General features: G+C 41.5%; 17 protein-coding genes. 2 read left to right on the top strand and 15 right to left on the bottom strand.

Translation table 11 applies throughout. The features are described from left to right. Positions 1–9 precede the first annotated feature (9 nt). The 7 genes from M2408_RS13575 to M2408_RS13545 all read right to left on the bottom strand — a co-directional run bounded on the left by M2408_RS13575 (position 10) and on the right by M2408_RS13545 (position 4,975). Positions 10–837, bottom strand: a complete 828-nt coding sequence (locus M2408_RS13575) for an ABC transporter ATP-binding protein (protein WP_259182645.1) — start codon at positions 835–837, stop codon at positions 10–12. Continuing rightward, entirely contained in the window at positions 834–1,850 is a 1,017-nt protein-coding gene (locus tag M2408_RS13570; protein WP_259182643.1) for an iron ABC transporter permease, read from the bottom strand. The genes M2408_RS13575 and M2408_RS13570 overlap by 4 nt, the downstream gene beginning before the upstream one ends. Continuing rightward, complete coding sequence (locus M2408_RS13565; protein WP_259182641.1) at positions 1,847–2,848, bottom strand: ABC transporter substrate-binding protein; 1,002 nt, start codon at positions 2,846–2,848, stop codon at positions 1,847–1,849. Before M2408_RS13565 ends, M2408_RS13570 begins: the two co-directional genes overlap by 4 nt. Next, entirely contained in the window at positions 2,838–3,317 is a 480-nt protein-coding gene (locus M2408_RS13560; protein ID WP_259182640.1) for a hypothetical protein, read from the bottom strand. Before M2408_RS13560 ends, M2408_RS13565 begins: the two co-directional genes overlap by 11 nt. Positions 3,318–3,400: 83 nt before the next feature. Further along, on the bottom strand, positions 3,401–4,129 hold the full coding sequence (gene hypB / locus M2408_RS13555) for a hydrogenase nickel incorporation protein HypB (RefSeq protein WP_259182638.1): 729 nt from the start codon (positions 4,127–4,129) through the stop codon (positions 3,401–3,403). A 13-nt stretch (positions 4,130–4,142) separates the two neighbouring features. Next, complete coding sequence (locus M2408_RS13550) at positions 4,143–4,487, bottom strand: hydrogenase maturation nickel metallochaperone HypA (protein ID WP_259182636.1); 345 nt, start codon at positions 4,485–4,487, stop codon at positions 4,143–4,145. An 89-nt stretch (positions 4,488–4,576) separates the two neighbouring features. Further along, on the bottom strand, positions 4,577–4,975 hold the full coding sequence (locus tag M2408_RS13545) for a hypothetical protein (protein WP_259182634.1): 399 nt from the start codon (positions 4,973–4,975) through the stop codon (positions 4,577–4,579). 198 nt (positions 4,976–5,173) lie between these two features. On the opposite strand from M2408_RS13545, the gene M2408_RS13540 reads away from it, so the two are divergent. Beyond that, positions 5,174–5,920, top strand: a complete 747-nt coding sequence (locus M2408_RS13540) for a YqjF family protein (RefSeq protein ID WP_259182632.1) — start codon at positions 5,174–5,176, stop codon at positions 5,918–5,920. Between the two features lie 236 nt (positions 5,921–6,156). On the opposite strand, the gene katG is transcribed toward M2408_RS13540, so the two are convergent. Further along, entirely contained in the window at positions 6,157–8,436 is a 2,280-nt protein-coding gene (gene katG, locus M2408_RS13535; RefSeq protein WP_259182630.1) for a catalase/peroxidase HPI, read from the bottom strand. A gap of 267 nt (positions 8,437–8,703) precedes the next feature. Between katG and M2408_RS13530 the strand changes: the two genes are divergently transcribed. After that, positions 8,704–9,285: a DUF4126 domain-containing protein gene (locus tag M2408_RS13530; RefSeq protein WP_259182628.1), complete on the top strand. Its 582-nt coding sequence runs from the start codon at positions 8,704–8,706 to the stop codon at positions 9,283–9,285. 154 nt (positions 9,286–9,439) lie between these two features. Here the strand turns inward: M2408_RS13530 and M2408_RS13525 are convergent, their stop codons facing one another. From M2408_RS13525 to M2408_RS13495, 7 genes are all read right to left on the bottom strand, one after another. Next, entirely contained in the window at positions 9,440–9,892 is a 453-nt protein-coding gene (locus M2408_RS13525; protein ID WP_259182626.1) for an Hsp20/alpha crystallin family protein, read from the bottom strand. Between the two features lie 107 nt (positions 9,893–9,999). Continuing rightward, a complete protein-coding gene (locus M2408_RS13520) occupies positions 10,000–10,293 on the bottom strand; it encodes a hypothetical protein (protein ID WP_120258508.1) in 294 nt (97 codons plus the stop codon). A gap of 254 nt (positions 10,294–10,547) precedes the next feature. Further along, positions 10,548–10,886, bottom strand: a complete 339-nt coding sequence (locus M2408_RS13515) for a hypothetical protein (RefSeq protein WP_259182621.1) — start codon at positions 10,884–10,886, stop codon at positions 10,548–10,550. A gap of 10 nt (positions 10,887–10,896) precedes the next feature. Further along, positions 10,897–11,454 (bottom strand): RNA polymerase sigma factor, encoded by a 558-nt coding sequence (locus M2408_RS13510; protein ID WP_259182619.1) that lies wholly within the window; start codon positions 11,452–11,454, stop codon positions 10,897–10,899. 203 nt (positions 11,455–11,657) lie between these two features. After that, complete coding sequence (locus M2408_RS13505) at positions 11,658–12,638, bottom strand: FAD:protein FMN transferase (RefSeq protein WP_259182618.1); 981 nt, start codon at positions 12,636–12,638, stop codon at positions 11,658–11,660. A 41-nt stretch (positions 12,639–12,679) separates the two neighbouring features. Continuing rightward, complete coding sequence (locus tag M2408_RS13500) at positions 12,680–14,878, bottom strand: PepSY domain-containing protein (protein WP_259182617.1); 2,199 nt, start codon at positions 14,876–14,878, stop codon at positions 12,680–12,682. A gap of 6 nt (positions 14,879–14,884) precedes the next feature. Next, a complete protein-coding gene (locus M2408_RS13495; protein WP_165306236.1) occupies positions 14,885–15,370 on the bottom strand; it encodes a DUF2271 domain-containing protein in 486 nt (161 codons plus the stop codon). Between the last annotated feature and the right edge of the window lies 1 nt (position 15,371).

Genomic DNA, 15,371 nt, shown 5'->3' with positions numbered 1-15,371 from the left:
TTACAGCCTTTATAGCTTATTATTTACGCCTTCCAGTTCAAGGGATTTTATCGAAGTCCAGTCATTTGCATGAAGCATAGGTGCAAACATCCATTTTCCTTGGTTTTCCAAACTGATCAATGGCAACTCATAGGTCTGTTCCAATACTTTCCGAACCTGCTCTCTGTTCATCCCTTGTAGATCCACCAGTGTATTGTCCTGCATCAAATAAAAGTGGTCGCCAAAAAGATAGGCCATATTGGGGTCGTGCATAACACAGAGCACTGTTGTTCCCTCCTTGACCAGTTCTTTAGCGGTCTGCAAAACGGCAATCTGATATTTCAGGTCAAGATGGTTTGTCGGTTCATCCAAAAGCAACAGATCAGGCTGTTGCACCAATACCCGACAAAGCAAGACCAGCTGCCGCTCCCCACCTGACAGGGAAGTATAAGATTTATGCTTTAAATGTGCGAGATTAAATTTCTCCAGGATTGCATCCACAGCCTCAAAATCTTCACGCCGTGGCGAAAAGCGGGAGAATGATGCACGTCCTGTTAAAATAACATCTGCCACCTTAAAAGGAAAAGTTGTCTGATGAAACTGGTTTAAAAAACCCAGTTTAAGCGCATTTGATTTACCGACCTTCCAGTTTCTACGTTCCGTTTCACCGATCAATACCGATCCCTGATAGTGTTTCTCCAATCCGGCAATAACATTGAACAAGGTCGACTTACCGCTACCGTTCCGGCCCAGAATAACCGAAAGCTTTCCTTCCGGGAAGGACACATTGACGTCCCGCAAAATAGTATCCTTACCATAGGCAAAAGATAGGTTTTTGATATGGATGGATTTGCTCATGAGTTCCAGTTAATTTCGTTCCGGCGCATCAGGTAGATAAAGAGTGGAGCGCCAATAATCATTGTAAATACCCCTATTGGAATTTCGAAAGGCATGACTGCACGGGAAAAATCGTCAATCAATAACAGGAATGTCCCACCGATACTGATATTCGCCCATACGACAATATTATTATTGGGGCCAAAAATCATACGGCTGATATGTGGAACAATGAGTCCAAATAAGCTGATCACGCCTACCGCAGCAACAGCTGATGCGGTGATCATGGTCGCAACCCCGATCATCACCAATTTCAGGAGTTTTGGATTCACCCCCACAGCAATTGCTTCCTGATCTCCCAATGCCAACAAATTCAATTTCCAACGCAATAAGATCAATATGATCAACCCGATCACTATCGGTAAAAAGGCGTTCTGCACTTTTGACCAGGAGGCGGTATGGAGATTTCCCATCGTCCACTGCACAATAGCCTGTAATTTATAAGGATCACTGATATATTGTAACAGGGTAAGCATCGCTGTAAATACCCCTGAAATAACCATTCCTGCCAAAACCATCCCAATGATGGATGTTTTTAAACCGGCATTGGATACAAAGTAAGTCAAGGCCACAGCACAGACACCAAAAAGAAATGCCGAAACATTGACGGACAAAAGTGGAAACAGCATGGCTAAGGCGGCACCGAAAGCAGCACCGGAAGATATTCCCAACGTAAATGGGTCTACAATAGGATTTCGAAAAATAGCTTGTAAGGTCCCTCCAGATGAGGCAAGAGCGGCACCGACCATAAAGGTCAATAAAATCCGTGGCAAACGTACTTGCCACAAAATGGTATCCATGCTGCCCATCAATACTGCCGTATCATTTCCTTTATAAATCCCTAATTCCAATCCGATACGCTGGCAGAGTTCAATAAAACCAATATGCTGACTTGAGCCGATCAATAATGAAAGCAGGAGCAGCACTAATGGCAATATCACCAGCAATAAAATCTTTTTTAATTGAAGTATCATTGCAGAAGCCCCGCTTTACCGTATAATTTGTCAAAAGCCATTGTCATATCCTGATCGAGTTGTTCCTTGGTATAACTCGGGAAACACCAATGCCGCACCTGTTTGGCGAAGAGCATAAATTTCACGGTATGTGGATCAAAAGGAAAGGATGGTGACATCACAAATACCTGTTTATTTTTTACGGCAGGCAGTGCGGCCAATTCCTTCAGATTATAAACATCAGAACTTTTGGAATTCCATAGAATCATGAGATCGGGATTCCACTTGTAGATCGTTTCAGCCCCTACATTTGGTGCTTCCATTTCCAAGGGACAGGCATTTGCAGCCCCCGATAGACGGATGGCCATATCAATGAGGCTACCTCTTCCCGAGGTCGAAAGCACACGTCCTTTGGACCAGGCATAATAGACCTTCTTTTGCGATTGATCGAGCGGAGCTGCCATCTTTTTGACCTCATCTCCGACAAATTTCACAATTTCCTCAGCTCGTGCTTTCTTGTCCAAAAGCGTTCCCATTCCGATCAATTCGTTAAAGATACTGGTTTCATCTTTCGATGAAAAAGTGAAGACGGGAATACCCAAATTTTCGAGCTGTGTGATATTATCCTGATCGGTATTGAATGTCAGAACAAGATCGGGGTTCAGGCTTACGATGCTTTCTACATTGTTGGCCTGACCACCAAAAGTTGGTGTAGCGATACTTTTCTGAACGATACGTGGGTCTAATTTCGATAAAAAAGCATAGGTATCTTCCATTTGATAGACTTGCTCAGGAATGCCGACCAATCGGTCACTGGCCTGTAGCATATAAACCTCATCCACAAGAGAGGGATACAGGACAACAACACGTTGGGCTGGTCGCTCCAATGTGATTTCCTTGCCGCGGCTATCCATGGCCTTCACCCCATTTTTACTTGCATTGGACTGTTGGTTTTGGCAGGCTTGTAAGCATACAAGCAAGACCAGTGGCAACAGCAATGTATATATTCTAATTTTCATGCTTTCTGCTATTCTTTAGCTGCTGGCGAATCCGATTTTCAGACAGCAATATCGCTTCCTCCAATTGGACAGACGCACCATATTTCGCTGCAATTTGCTCATACAGTCGACCATCATATGGCAAATGGAGAGACTGGAGCTGATCGACCTGGAATATCGGTAGATGTCGGTTACCGACGAAATAACCAAAATCTGCCAGTTGAACCAAATCCGAAGGGTTAAACCTGATCGCCAAGGTCGGCTTAACAGTGACGATTGCCTGCAGTTTCCCATTGTGGTACAGCGCATCTCCATGATGCCACTCCTGCCCCTGCTCCAATTGCATCAAGATCGTATTGCCAGACAAGGTATTTCTGGTCAAACGGCGTTTATTAATTTCAAACCATTCGATGTATACCCGATCTACCTGATCAGTGATGGCTTGGTACTGGGGCACAATGGTATCTATCGTTACAGGCAATCTATTCATTGTTATATTAGGGTATATCATTCAAACTTTGCGCTGTGATCAACCATCGTTCCATCTGATCGTTGATCACCTTCGCGCATTTACTATTTCGCCGCAGCTACTTTCTGTTGTTGTTTTTTCAGTTGGACTTTCTCTTTTAACCAGTCACACCAGCTATCTAGGCCATCTCCATTCAAGGTACTGATCGTAATAACTTCGAGGTTTGGATTGACTTCACGTGCATCTTTTGTCACGGCATCTACAGAGAAAGGCACATAAGGTAACAAGTCTGCTTTTGAAACAAGCATCAATTCGCTGGTCAAAAACATACGTGGGTATTTTTTTGGTTTATCATCACCTTCGGTTGTCGCCAATAAAGTGACTCTGTAGTCTTCACCTAGATCAAAAGCGGAAGGGCAAAGTAAGTTTCCGACATTTTCGATAAATAACAAATCAATGCCTTCGATATCGATGTGATCCAGTGCCTGCAGAATCATTTGTGCTTCGATATGGCACATACCGCCAGTAACGATCTGCAACGCATTGATTCCAACATCACGCATACGGATCGCATCACGTTCCGTTTCAGGATCTCCCACTAACACAGCAATGTTTAGATCTTTTGAAAGACGCTTTCCAGTCTCTTGCATCAAGGTTGTTTTACCAGAACCCGGAGAAGAGCATACATTAATCACACATACATCTTTCAGTCTGTCGCGGATACTTTTAGCGACAAAATCATTTGCCTTTAATAAATGTAGGGTTGTATTTTCACATTGAACCGAACCGACACGGTTACCTAAACTTTTAGGATTTTGAGTATTGTCTGACATGATAAATGATTTTTTAATCGTGTTTAAAAATTACTTTGGAAATATAGAGTTCATTTCCTTGAACAATTGTACTCGAAGGTTGTCCACAATCGCAGACAAATCGGTGAAAATGAACAGAAAAATTCTTCTGACAGTGCTCACAATAGGCGATGATATCATTTACCACAACCTCCATTTCCATATCCCGGTAATGGGTATTTTCGGTGATAAACGCGTCAAAAGCATTTTGGATCAGCACAGGCTGCACATTGGACAATAGTCCGGCTGTCACCTGAATTTTCTGGATATCATCCACTCTGGTCTCATAATGCGAGGTCAGGGTATCGAAGATATCCTTTACTATACTTAGCTCGTGCATTGGTATATTTTAAGAAATCAATAAAATAAATTTAGAAAAGAAATACGATTTTTCGTTCAATTTCCGTTAAGCATGAAAGCTCAAAATCGCTAAAATGGGATTTTTATTTGCTCAAAAAGCAGGAACCGTGCTATGGGAATCGGTTCAATATCCAAAATATGCAGATAACGGTAGTCGTTCTGCAATGCTGAAGGCCGTAATTCATGCCAGAGTAAATCGACGACAACCACCCAGCGGTCTGTTAACCAATCCTGATTATTCTCGACGTCCAATTCGGCGATAGATTGCACCGATGGATATAAAGGATCTAAATCTGGATTGTCTAATTTTTGAGGGGTAGAAAGCGAAAAGTCAGCTTTATTTGGTTCAGTTTTTAGGGAAGATATCTCGCGGTGAAAACTATCACTTTTCGGTACAATACTGTTTGCATTTAAACTTTTAAATGAAACAAACAGAACTGTAATTAGAAAAATAAAATGCTTCCACATAGCTGTAAACTAACAAAGTAACAAGTTTCCCTTTGAAAACAACACAAAGTTACTACCGATCAAACAACAAAAAGTAGCACAAATCTTGAATTTTATTTCACAAAATAGGAAAAGCCCAAAGAAAATTCCATAATTATTCATATATTAAATTAAAATTTGGTTAAAGCGAGATTAAAATGATCTTAGAGGCATAAATTGATGATTTTGGTACAAAAAATTAAAACAATTTTAAGAGATTATAATCATCGTCCATGGCCTATACCAACTAGCCCCTGGTGTTACTATCAGGAATGGCTTGATCTACTTTTTTTACATTTTCAAGTCGATTATGATCTACTCCGGCCATTAGTTCCTGTCGAATTGCAAATCGATCAGCACGAAGGCAGCTGTTACGTATCTTTGGTTGCTTTCAAGATGAAAAATATCCGTCCCAGAAATTTGCCTCCCTTCCCCCCCATCTCGGACTTTTATGAGATCAATGTACGTACCTACATCGATCAGCATGGTAAAAAGGGTGTTTATTTTATCCATATTGAAGCAAGCAAATACTTATCCGCGTTGGTCGCAAAAAAGTTGTCGGGACTTCCTTACGAAAAGTCCACGATGTCGCGAGATGCGCGAGGATATCACAATCTTAACCAAGAAAGGGGCTTTAGGTTGAAAACGATCTTTGCGGTGACCGATGAGATCAAGATAAAATCCAGCCTTGATACCTGGCTTACCGAACGCTATTGCCTTTACCTGAGCAAACCCGATGGAATATATTATTTCGACATCCATCATCGGGAATGGCCCTTATTTTCAGCGCAGCTGCAAGAATGCCAGTTGAACTATACAGCCGGTGATATTCATCTCCATAACGAAAATATTGCGCTTATACACTACTCTCCTGGTGTACAAGTGCTGGCCTGGAATGCTGTAACGATCAGGGCTCAGCAACTATAAAAATAGTACCTACATTCATGTTTTCTGGACAAATTCATCTGCCGAAATGCAAAACCTCAGGAGAAAACTATACTTTCCTTTCGAGGAATTTTACCCCTACTATCACCCTTTAATTTTGTATACAACACAAAAAAGGCCTGTACGACTGATCATGTACAGGCCTTTATATTATTAATCGCTTGTCAGGCGCCGCTACTGTGCTTTGAGATTACATTAGCGAGCGGTGCTCCGTCCAGTTATCTGTGTAAATCAAAACGATCCAACTCCATCACTTTATTCCAGGCAGCGACAAAATCCTTAGCGAATTTTTCTTTCGCATCAGCACTACCATAGATTTCAGCGACTGCTCTTAATTCAGCGTTAGAACCAAATACCAGATCTGCGCGTCCAGCAACCCATTTCTTTGCTCCCGTTTTACGGTCTGTTCCTTCAAAGAGTTCCCGATCTTGCGAAACCGCTGTCCAAGCTGTCCCCATATCCAATAGCTTCACAAAAAAGTCATTGGTCAACTGTCCAGGGCGTTCGGTCATCACACCTGTCTGAGAGCCATCAAAATTAGCCTGCAATACACGCATTCCACCGATTAAAACGGTCAATTCCGGAACAGATAAGGTCAGTAATTGTGCTTTATCAATCAATAATGATTCTGTGGAAACAGTGTAGGAACCTTTCCGATAGTTTCTAAAGCCATCAGCAATAGGTTCTAGATATCCCATTGATTCTACATCAGTTTGTTCTTGAGAAGCATCCATGCGTCCCGGATTAAACGGAACCTTTAGCGCATGTCCGCCAGCTCTTGCTCCTTGTTCGATTGCTGCTGCACCGGCAAGGACAATTAAATCAGCCAACGATACTTTTTTACCACCTTGTTGTTTACCATTAAAATCCTGTTGGATCTGCTCCAGCACAGTTAGCACTTTTTGCAATTGTGTTGGGTTATTAACCTGCCAATAACGTTGTGGCGCCAAGCGAAGACGGGCTCCATTTGCTCCACCACGCATATCCGACCCCCGGAATGTAGAAGCCGAAGCCCATGCCGTAGTCACCAACTCCCCGATACTAAGACCTGAAGCCAAAATAGCAGATTTTAAACCTTCAACATCGTGTTCATCGACCAATATATGATCTACGGTTGGAATAGGGTCTTGCCATAACAATTCTTCGCTAGGTACTTCAGCTCCAAGATAACGTTCACGTGGACCTAGATCACGGTGCGTCAATTTAAACCAAGCGCGAGAGAAAGCATCAGCGAAAGCATCCTGATCTTCATAGAATTTACGGGAAATCTTTTCGTAAACAGGATCAAAACGCAAGGACAGATCCGTTGTCAACATCGTAGGTCTACGTTTTTTATTTGGGTCAAAAGGATCGGGAATACTTGAATCAGCTCCTTTTGCCACCCATTGATGCGCACCTGCGGGACTTTTTGTAAGTTCCCATTCATTTTCAAAAAGATTTTTAAAAAAGAGGTTCGTCCATTCGGTCGGTTTTTGAGTCCAGATAACTTCCAAACCGCTGGTAATGGCATCAGTACCTACCCCCGTACCGTAACTGCTTCTCCATCCGAGCCCTTGTTGTTCAATCCCTGCAGCTTCGGGCTCCTTACCAACATTATCAGCGGGTCCGGCACCATGTGTTTTTCCAAAAGTATGTCCTCCGGCGATTAGCGCAACAGTTTCCTCATCATCCATCGCCATACGACCAAAAGTGTCCCTAATATCCTTTGCCGCTGCAATAGGGTCCGGATTTCCATCTGGTCCCTCTGGGTTCACGTAGATCAATCCCATCTGTACAGCTGCCAAAGGTTTTTCGAGATTGCGAGAATGCTCTTTACCATCAGCATTATCATCCGCTGATAAAACACCATGCGATTCAACCACACCTTCAGAACCATGTGCATAACGTACATCACCACCTAACCACGTTTTTTCTGATCCCCAGTATACATCCAATTCCGGTTCAAAAGCATCCACACGTCCTCCTGAAAAGCCAAAAGTTTTAAATCCCATTGATTCCAGTGCAACATTTCCCGTTAGGATCAATAAATCTGCCCACGATATATTCTTACCATATTTTTGTTTGATCGGCCACAACAGTCGACGAGCCTTATCCAAGCTCACATTGTCTGGCCAACTATTTAAAGGTGCAAAACGCTGCTGTCCAGAACCTGCACCACCGCGACCATCACTTACACGATAGGTTCCTGCACTATGCCAAGCCATCCGAATAAATAGGGGACCATAATGTCCAAAATCTGCCGGCCACCAATCCTGTGAATCTGTCATCAATACATGTAAATCTCCCTTAACGGCTTCCAGATCCAATTGTTTGAAAGCTTCAGCATAATCAAAACCTTCATCCATTGGATTTGATTTTGTCGCATGCTGTCTCAAAAGATCCACACGAAGTCTATTTGGCCACCAATCTTGATTTTGGGTTCCCCCTCCCGCAACGGCGTTGCGCATAGTTCCATTGTGAAATGGGCATTTGCTAATGTCTTTTTCGTTGTTGTCCATATTAAAAGAAAGTTTATTTATATAATACCTTAAATGATCAAATTGTTTGACTTTTACTTTCATAAAATTAAACAAATACAGTATCCCCTGCTCATCGAATGATTCGATACAATATAATCAAAATCTATAAATAGAACTAAACATTATAAAAACAAACAGTTACAACGAACACAAGACGCCATCTATTCCGACCGTTCAAAATAGTTTTAAAACAAAAAACACGTTTTTTTTATTCTATTAATAGATAGAACTAAGCATTCATTTGTCATGGGGGAATTATCCACGTACCTGGTCAGTGCATTTATTGGTATTAGTCTTGCTGCGGCAACAGGCTTCCGAATTTTTATGCCCCTGTTTTTGCTCAGCTTGGGCTGTCGTCTGGAATTATTTCAGGTGGGTAATGAATGGGCTTGGGCAGGTTCCAACTTGGTACTGATCACCACAAGCATCGCGATGGTTATCGAAGTTGCCGCTTACTACATACCCGTTGTTGACAATATTCTGGATACCATATCCATTCCTTTGGCAACGATTGCGGGAACATTACTATTTGCGGTACAGTTTACAGATATTTCTCCGTTTTTCCGCTGGTCAGCGGCCATTATCGCCGGAGGGGGAACTGCGGCGACGATCAGTACAGTACTGGCTGGTACAAGAGCCGCTTCTTCCATCGGTACTGCGGGTCTTGGCAATTTCATTATTTCGACCATGGAGACCATTGGTTCTACGATTTTGACTATTCTGGCCATATTCGTTCCTTTTATGGCTGTTTTGGTCGTTTTCGCCTTATTCTATTTCTTCGGAAAGTTTGGAAGAAAACAACTGCAAAAGAAGCTCAAAAAAACATAAAGGGAAAAGCCTCCAAAAATAAAAGCTCCCTTAGAATTGAGTATTCGAAAAGAGATTATAGGGAGGGTGCCAACTAAATTAAAGAAAAAGGGGTTGTCCACAATGCAGACACCCCTTTTTCTATGCGCTGTAAAAGCGTTACAATCCGTTAAACCTAGTCTATAATGACTTCTTGTGGTCTTTTTACCTTGTCAAGGTCCTTGGGAAGAATGACGGTTAGTACACCATCTTCGAAACTGGCATGTACGTTATCTGTAAGCACCTGTTCATTTAATTGAAATTCACGCTCAAATGCAGTACCCAAATGCTCCTTATAGATATAAGCTGTCGCATCGCTTGTATTTTCTGTACAGGAAATCGTTAAGATTCCTTCATTTATACTGACCTGAAATTGCTCTTTCTTTCGGCCGGCAGCAAACACCTGCACTTCGTAGAACTCAGAATTTTCAGAAATATTTACAGGAACAAATTGCTGTCCCTCTCCGCGCTGTCCTGCTTCGCCCTCAAAAAAATGCTGTTGAAATTTTTCAAAACGGTCTTTGAAATGTTGACCGCAAAATCTATTTTGATTTGAATATCCGCTGGAATAATGATCTCTTTTAAACATGTCTTTATTTTTTTAATAATGAATATTGTGTATTGCGCAATGAGCAGTCCAAGGGACTTCACTATCGCCTTTATTTATGTTATTTGGTTTTCTACCAAGTCCTGATATTAATATACCGGAACAATTGTTGCATTCTTAACCCGTTGTTGTTTGTGTAAAGGAACGATTGCACTATTCGTCCTCGAAGCACTGTACATTCCGGGATGGACCGGAGCCTTGTCCATTTTAAATGAACGCATTTCTCTCCTGCGCATTTTGGCCATTGCAAAGCTTCCTATTCCGAATAAGATCGTTGCAACCAACAACAGCTTAAAGATCGCTCCCATAATCAAGCTGGCTAAACCCACTATTACCGTCAATGCGATCAAGCGGGGTAATATAAATCGAATTTTATTTTTCATTTTTTCTTTAATTTAATTGTTCTTTAAACCCAAAATCTGTCAATCCACTTATTGGTAATCCTATTCGTTATTCGATATACTTCTTTCGTTGTCAATTTCTCAACCCGTATAATTGTTGTATATCGCTAGTAACAGATCATCGCGTCCTGTCATTCCCTTTACAGTGTTTCCTCAGCTCTTGGCATAAAAAAAGGCGCCTTTATAGAAGAAGACGCCTGTATCAGGTTTTTACTTTAAAAAATTTACTTTTTTTTTCAGAATCCGCATCGTCCGCTGAAACGACGTTTCCATTCCTCACGCAAGCGCTCCCTTTCCTCTTCCGAAAGATCTTCATGGCGGCCCATATCAGGGGGAAAATTTTTACGGAATCCGCCTCTTCCCGGCTTACCAAATCCACGTCCAAATAGAATCCGTGATAGCACAAACAGTCCGAACGCCTGCCAATACGTGATTGCCTTCAAATTGAAAATATCACACATCAAAGTATTCCACAGATATTGCAACAAGGCTACCAGCAAGAAAACTCCAATGATAATGGCAACAAACACAAAAGCAAATTTACCTTTTCCTTGTCTTCTCATTCTTCTATTCATAGCTTTATTTTTAAAATTTTAATTCTTCATACAAGTTCCGCAAACGTAAACGCAGATGTTTTACAGCATAGCCCTTTCTGCTTATTATCGTTTTCAGATTTTCATTTTCCATGTCGGCAATCTCCTGCAAGGTTTTATCTTCAATTTCATTGAGCATAAAAACCCGACGTTGTTTTTCGGGCAATTCTTCGAGGGCTTTCATCAATTCATCCCAAAAAATGTCTTTGAATAATTTAAGTTCAGGATTGTTCGAATCATCGGCCAGTAGAAACTGACGTATCGGAAAGGGCGTATCCACTTCCTCTCCATCCGCCATTAAATCATCAAGTGACTCATCTTTCTTCTTTCGATAACTATCTGTAATCTTGTTTCGCGTTACCGCATACAACCATGCCCCAGCATTTTCCAGTTCGTCCATATTGGTCAAACGACTGAATTGATACCAGACCTCCTGCAAGATATCCTCGGCATCTTCCGTTTTTTTGACCTTTCCTTTTACAAAACGCAGCAATTGACTCCCATAAGTCTTGACGATGTCTGTAAATGATCTGGAGTTTTTTTCTGCCATATGATTTTGGTATGCAATGTCCATAATTACATAGACGAACCAACAAAGCTTTTACTCTAAATTATTTTCAGCTGTGATGCAGCTATCTGATTTATTCATCGACTGTATGTTTTAAGCGACATTCATGAGTTCAATCGTTCGGTTCACCCGCTGTAAAGAAATCATGATGGTTGCATGAACATACAGGTTGTTATTTAATAGGATTACTTGCGTTTATCCCGGACAACCTTTCCTTTGTCTGTAATAAAGATAAAACGATAATTTGGGAAATTACGGATTATTTTCTTTCCTTCTTTCTCACCCAGCACCATAATGGAAGTACTCAGGGCATTGGCTATTTCTGCCGACGGTCCATAGATTGTTACCGAAGTCAGTCCCGTAGCTGGATATCCGGTGATGGGATTAATAATATGGGAATAACGTTTTCCATTGATTTCGGCATATTTTTCATAGCTGCCCGAGGTAGCGACAGCCATTTCATTCAAGCGAAGAACCCGAACCATCTGATGTGATTTGAAGGGGTTATTCACCCCAATCTTCCAGGGTTCACCATCTGGTTGGCTACCCCAGGTAGATAGATCTCCGGAAGCATTGACGATTCCAGCAGTGATTCCATGGGCTTTCATGATTTCCCTTCCCCGATCGGCGGCATAGCCCTTCCCGATCGAGCCAAAGCCAATTTTCATGCCCGGAAGTTCCAAGAAAATAGTCGAAGCAGCACTATCCAAAACAATATGTTTATAGCCAACTTTGGCAACCGAATTTCTGATCGCATCCTCAGAAGGCATTGTATCCATACTGCCATCGAACTTCCATATTTTATCTAAAGCCACAATGCTAATATCAAAGGCTCCTTCTGAATTCCGGCTATATTGAATTGCCCTTTTGGTCAGGTCAAATACTTCGCGGTCAACTTTAACAGGTTTAATCCCTGCATTGCGGTTGACCTCCGAAATCTGCGTATATGGACGCCACTCCGAAATTAGGTTTTCGATACGTTCAATCTCTGCAATGACTTCGACAATATGCTGGTTGGCCTGTACGCTATCCTGATCAACTAGGGTGATCTCAAAAACAGAACCCATAAGGGTTACCTGTTTTTTGAGCATTACCTGTGAAAAACCGTTAGCGACGGCGATCAACCAAAATATTGAAATCAGTAGATACTGTTTATAATAATTCATCACACATTGTCAAAATAAATGATAGCATAAGATTGTCGTGTTTAATAACAATCTGTCAGGATCTGACCATTTTCTTTGTAGATGTTGATCGATTTGCCTGTACTTACCAGCAGTATCTCGTCTAAAGTTGCTTCGACATCCTGTTGCATTCGGAGTGAACCACACAATAAGATCCAGCCCTGCTGTTCGAGCAATTCAACAAAGTACGGACCATCCTGACGGATCAGATCCATCACATACTGCCCCTGCTGTTCCCGTGAAAAAGCCAGCTGTACATCGTTCAGTTGTCCCAATTTTTTTTGTTCATCGGTAAATTCCAAATATTGTGCCGTCATCTCATTGTTCTTACGGAAGCCTGCATAGAGTTTGACAGGTATTTTATACTGATTTTCTGCAATCATACCCAAAAACGGTGCAATACCGGTTCCATTTGCAATCAAGGCTATAGCAGGTGCTGCCTTTGGAAAATGAAAACTTGGATTGGCCATGACACGCGCCTCCAGAACCTGATCAGCTTTTAGTTGGTATAGAAATCCCGAGCCAAAACCATCAGGAAATAGCTTGACGACTAATTGAACCATCCCATCCTTGCATCCAATGGAATAGAAACGTTCCCGTTGATCCTGCGCCGGATAGATAGCCAACAAATCTCCGGACTGTACTTTCATTTTTCCAGGTGGTTTCAATAAAAGTGTAAAGGTGCTGTTGCTCTCCGAAACAACTGATCGGGCTATCACTTTAAATTTCTTCAATCCAACAACTTTGGAACTGTATATCGCTGGAGCAGAAGCCAAGGCAATATTGGTATGTTCACTCCAATGATGTACCCATGAAATCAGTTCATCAACACTTTTGTCATTGACCGTATGTGGGTCTATCAGTCGGGAAGCCCATGCTTGCTCACTGAGCAACTTGTCTATCGCATACGCATAAGCACAAAAATCAGGGTATGCTTTCGATCCAAAACCGAGAACAGAGAAATGAATCGACTGCTGCTGCGGATAGGCCAACAGCTTTTTCTCAAACTGACTCGCATTGGAAGGCGCTGTTCCTAGACCGTAGGTGGACGTAAACAGCAAAAGATGTTTTGCTTTTGGAAAATACTGATAGTGGTTCATGCCAAGCAAAAGTGATTTTTTACCGTCCGCCAACAGCTGTTTGTGAATCTGATTGGCAAAAAACAAGGTACTTCCATTTTCAGTACCTACCAGAATAACAATTTCGGCGTCGGCCGCCTTATACTTATTCTTAATCTTTGTTCGCGTACGTTTGAAGGTAATGACAAAACCTGTATAAATAAAAAACACAATATTCAATGATGCAAGCCCCAAAATAATGGCCCATATCATATTGGTCTTACCCGTGTGAAGATCGAGCGAAAATTGTTCTGCAAGTGCAGTAAAGGGATACTTGACTTCTTTATGTACAGCACCGTTCAATTGATTTACGGTCAACTCCCGATCTTTCAGTTTGAGAACATAATATTCGTCAGGATCTCCTTCCATAAAAGGAAACTCTACCTTCACGACATCGTTAAGCTTCGTTTTTTTGAAGATCGGAAAATCGGCTATCGCCAGCTCCTCGGTCTCATTTTCCTTCACTGGATATTCAACCGTTTGGTTTGTCTTCTTTAACAGTTCGATTCGGACCATAAATAAATAGGTCCCCGTCAAAGCCAAAATTAAAATGGGTATCAGAAACAACCGTCCTGAAACAACATGAAAATATTGTGCGAAGAAATCCCGATTGATCTTGGCAAAGAAATGTCGAACGCCCTGTTGACGTTTGATAATCAACACCAAACCTGAGATTGTAATCAAAAATAGTAGAAAAGAAGCGATGCCAATAATGATTCGGCCTGTTACCTTTAAGAATAGGGAACGATGCAGGGCCGTAATCCATTGAACAAACTGTGTTTTGTTCTTTTGCTCACCCAGATATTTGCCGGTTTGTGGGTCAATATATCCTTTTACAGTATTTCCCTCAGCATCTATGGCGTCAATGCTCACAAATTCATTGTGGTCAACGGAAATTTCAATAATTTCGGGATAAACCTTTCGCAGACCAGTAATGGTCTGCGAAAGATCCAAAGAATCTATATTTTCTATTCGATAGGGTGGTATTTTTTCATTGACGGCATCAATGGCCAAAATTACTCCCGTGACCGATAATAATAGTAAAAAAACAGAAGAAACAAGAGCTAAGGCTAAATGTGCATACCTCCAGACAGATACCAACATTTTTTCTTATTGTACTTTATTTAATTTGACAAGCTTAATGTATCCCTTACCATTTGCTTTTTCAGTGATAGCCTCTTTTGTTAATGGGATTTCTACATCTGCAGTATGATATTTCTGTTCTTCGACAGCGGATTCAAAGCGAAGTTTATACCCTTTGTTAAATTTAGACTCATCTATTTCCAGGGTACGCATCGCACGGTCACCTCCACCAACAGAAGCACCAGTAACTGCACTCAGCTTTTCTTTAGTTTTAGCCTGAAATTTATACCATTCTTTCAATGTATTATACCATTGTTTATCTGGCCCCAATACGGCAAGCGTTTTTTCGTATGCTCCCTTCGGGTTTATGAGTGAAATAACAACATAAGCTCCCTCCCCTTGATAAGCGTTCATTTGGATCATACATTTATACTTACCCGTTTGGGCAAATGTGCTGACAGAAACTGCAGAAAACAAAAGTGTGATTAGCGCGATCTTAATTATAGTATTCATC

The organism is Sphingobacterium sp. BIGb0165, assembly GCF_024810095.1.
GTDB classification, from domain to species: domain Bacteria; phylum Bacteroidota; class Bacteroidia; order Sphingobacteriales; family Sphingobacteriaceae; genus Sphingobacterium; species Sphingobacterium detergens.
Note: the sequence above shows the minus strand (reverse complement) of the source record. Positions and strands in the feature narration are given on the sequence as shown.